Consider the following 3082-nt stretch of genomic DNA (forward strand, 5'->3'; position numbering starts at 1 on the left):
TGGCCGGGCGCGACCCCATCTTCGCGCCGCGGGTCGTGGTCGCCGCCGGCGCATGGAGTTCGGAGCTGATGCGCCGCAGCGGCGTGCGGCTGCCCATCGCCCCCGGCAAGGGGTACAGCTTCACGGTGCCGACGGACGCCATGCCGCGCGGCCTCGTGCACTCGGCCAGCGACCGGGTGGTCGCGATCCCCCTCTCGGACCGGCTGCGCATCGTCGGCGTCATGGAGTTCGATCGGAGCTACGACGCGCTCCATCCCGACCGCCTCGACCTCGTCGCCGTGCGAGCCGGCGGCTACCTCAGGGGCCTCGATCTCTCGGCGCGCACGGAGGAGTGGGTCGGCCCCCGCCCGATGACGCCGAGCGGACTGCCGATCATCGGCGAGGCGCCCGGCCTCCCGGGGGTCGTCGTCGCTGCCGGGCACAACATGCACGGTCTCTCGCTCGGTCCGGTCACGGCATCGATCGTGGCGCAGCTGATCCGGGGCGAGGATCCGACGATCGCCGGTGCCCGGATCGACATGCGCCCGTTCGCGGTGCCCTGACGGGCCGGCGGAGGCGCGTTCGGACCTCCCGAGTCCGGCCCGGCCGGCACTGAATCCGGCTCCGGCCCCGGCCCGAGCTCCCGAGGCCTTCCGGTCGAACGGGGCGTCAGTCGTTGACGAGCACGATCTCCTCGAGCGGGCGCCGGCTGCGGGGTGCGAGCTCGCGCTCGCGCAGCGCGTCCGGCAGCTGATCCGTATCGCCGAGCAGACCGATGGCGGCGACCGAGATCGGCTCCTGGCCCGCGCTCAGCTCGAAGGAGTCGCGGATCGCCTGCCGGTCGAAACCGCCCATCTGGTGCACGTACAGCCCCTCCGAGCGCGCCTGCAGCGAGTAGCTGGCGACGGCCTGCCCGAGGTCGTACGCGGCCCAGGGCTGCTCATCGCCCTCGACGTCCAGCGTCTCGGCGACGTTGACGACGAGCGCCGTTGCGGTTCCGGCCCAGGCCTGGTTGAAGCCCATGAGGGCGGCCTCGATCTTGGCGAAGCTCTCGCTGCCGCGTCGCGCGATGATGAAGCGCCACGGCTGCGTGTTGCTCGCGCTGGCCGACCAGCGCGCGGCCTCGAAGACGCCGCGCAGAGCGCCCTCTGGCAGGGAGTGATCCGCGTCGAAGGCGCGGGGGCTCCAGCGGGTCGCGATCGAGTCGAGTACGGGTGCGCTGGTGGTCGCGGTACGGGGGGTCATCGGTCCTCTTCGGTCGTGGGGGGTTCGTACGGGTGTGCGGATGCACGGCGACGGCGCGGTGCCCGAGGGCTGCCGCGCCGTGTCTGGAGAAGTGCAACAACGGGAGCACGCGCGTTATTCCCACGGTCGGGAGCGCGCGCCGCGTTCCGGCGAACGCTCAGGGTACGCTGAGCAGCCAGGCGATGAGCGCGATCATCGGCAACGAGGCGAAGGTCGTGATGAAGACGGTGTCGCGCACCTGCGTCTCCGCGCGCCGGTAGGTGGCCGCGTAGTTGTAGACGTTCTGCGCCGTCGGCAGTGCCGCGATGGTCGTCGCCACGAAGGTCTCGTGGGGGTTCATGCCGACCGCGAGGCAGATGGCCCAAGTGAGCGGCGGCATCACGAGCACCTTGATGGTCGAGGCGACGAGCACGGCCTTCCGCCCGGATCCGGGTTGCAGGGCGCGCTGGCCGCGCAGGGAGATGCCGAAGCTCAGCAGCACCATCGGCACGGCCGCGGTGCCGAGCATCTGGATCGGACTGAGCAGGATCACGGGCACGTGGAGCTGCAGCATCGCGCAGACGAAGCCGAGGACCGAGGCGAGGATGATCGGGTTCGAGGCGGCGCGGCCGAGTGCGACGGCCGCACCCTTCCGGTTGCCGCGGGTCGTCTCGAGGATCGCGAGGATGAGCGGTGTGTACACCACGACCTGCATGAGGATCAGCGGGGCGACGTAGGCGGCGTCGCCGAGGATGTAGACGGCGACCGGCAGGCCCAGGTTGTTCGAATTGACGTAGCCCGAGCTGGTCGCGCCCAGGGTGGTCGCCGCGAGGTCCTGCCGGAACCAGAGTCGCGAGGCGGCGATGTAGAGCCCGGCGACCAGTACCGCGGCGACGGTCGTGACCAGGATCACGGGGGAGAGGATGACCTTCGGATCGCTGCGCTGGAGAACGTCGAACAGCAGCGCGGGGGTGGCGACGTAGAAGGCGACGTTGTTCAGGACGCGCCGCTGGTCGCCCTTCACGATGCCGGCGACGCCCGTGAGGTAACCGGCTCCGATGACGCCGAGGATCACCGCGAAGCCGTGCAGCACGCCGAGCATCCGGTCTCCCTCCGACGACCCCACCGAGCCTACCGGTGCGCGACGGCGCGAGCCGCGGGCGACCGCACCCGATCCGGGGTCCCCGGTTGGTCCGGCGCCCTCCGCGTCGGCATGTCTCCCGAGGCGGCTCGGATCACGCCGCGCGGCGCAGGGCGATCCCCGCTTCTTCCGCGATGATGGCCGAGAGCCGGTCGAGCACCGGCGAGTCGAGGTTCCAGCGCTGCCAGTAGAGCGGCATCTCGATCACGGCACGCGCGTCCGGAGCGCCGTCCGCGCTCGCGCCGAGCCCGACGAGACGACCCGCCGCCAGAGCCTCGCGGCACTGCAGTTCCGGCAGCATGCCCCAACCGAGGCCGAGCTCGATCGCGAGTGCGAACTCGGCCGATGAGGGCACGTAGTGCCGGGGCGGCTCGATCCTGGCGCGGGTGATGCGACGCAGGTAGCGCTGCTGGAACAGATCCTGGCGATCGAACTCGATCATGGGCGCCAGCTGCAGGCTCTCGGCGCCGACCCCGTCGGGGAAATGCGCGTCGGCGAAGCCGGGCGCCGCGACGGCGTAGTAGCGGTCGATGCCGAGGCGGGTGCTCGTGCAGCCGGGGACCGGCGCCTTCGTCGCCGTGACGGCCGCCATCGCCTCGCCTCGCCGCAGCTGCTCCGTGCTCATCGTCTCATCGGCGCGGATCACCTCGAAGCGGGCGTCGGTCTCGCGGGCGGCGCGCACGAGCGCGGGCACGAACCAGGTGGCGAGCGTGTCGGCGTTCACGACGATCGGCATCA

The 3082-nt window shown here is 71.6% G+C and carries 4 protein-coding genes; 1 reads left to right on the forward strand and 3 read right to left on the reverse strand.

The window, feature by feature from the left end; genetic code table 11:
• Nucleotides 1–542, forward strand: a 542-nt coding sequence (locus tag ACFPZL_RS11695; RefSeq protein WP_382335530.1) for an NAD(P)/FAD-dependent oxidoreductase, incomplete at its 5' end; no start/stop codon positions are given.
• Between the two features lie 106 nt (nt 543–648).
• Here ACFPZL_RS11695 and ACFPZL_RS11700 read toward each other — a convergent pair.
• The 3 genes from ACFPZL_RS11700 to ACFPZL_RS11710 form a co-directional block, all read right to left on the reverse strand.
• Complete coding sequence (locus ACFPZL_RS11700; protein ID WP_218114557.1) at nt 649–1224, reverse strand: nitroreductase family protein; 576 nt, start codon at nt 1222–1224, stop codon at nt 649–651.
• 157 nt (nt 1225–1381) lie between these two features.
• Complete coding sequence (locus tag ACFPZL_RS11705; protein WP_218114558.1) at nt 1382–2305, reverse strand: AEC family transporter; 924 nt, start codon at nt 2303–2305, stop codon at nt 1382–1384.
• Between the two features lie 133 nt (nt 2306–2438).
• A partial coding sequence (locus ACFPZL_RS11710; RefSeq protein ID WP_382335533.1) for an ArgP/LysG family DNA-binding transcriptional regulator occupies nt 2439–3082 on the reverse strand: 644 nt, incomplete at its 5' end.

Origin of the sequence: Leucobacter soli (genome assembly GCF_042659205.1) — a bacterium.
GTDB lineage: Bacteria > Actinomycetota > Actinomycetes > Actinomycetales > Microbacteriaceae > Leucobacter > Leucobacter soli.

Coding starts and splice junctions, on each gene's coding strand:
- ACFPZL_RS11700 (WP_218114557.1), bottom strand. CDS start 1,224: ATGACCCCCCGTACCGCGACCACCAGCGCACCCGTACTCGACTCGATC.
- ACFPZL_RS11705 (WP_218114558.1), bottom strand. CDS start 2,305: ATGCTCGGCGTGCTGCACGGCTTCGCGGTGATCCTCGGCGTCATCGGA.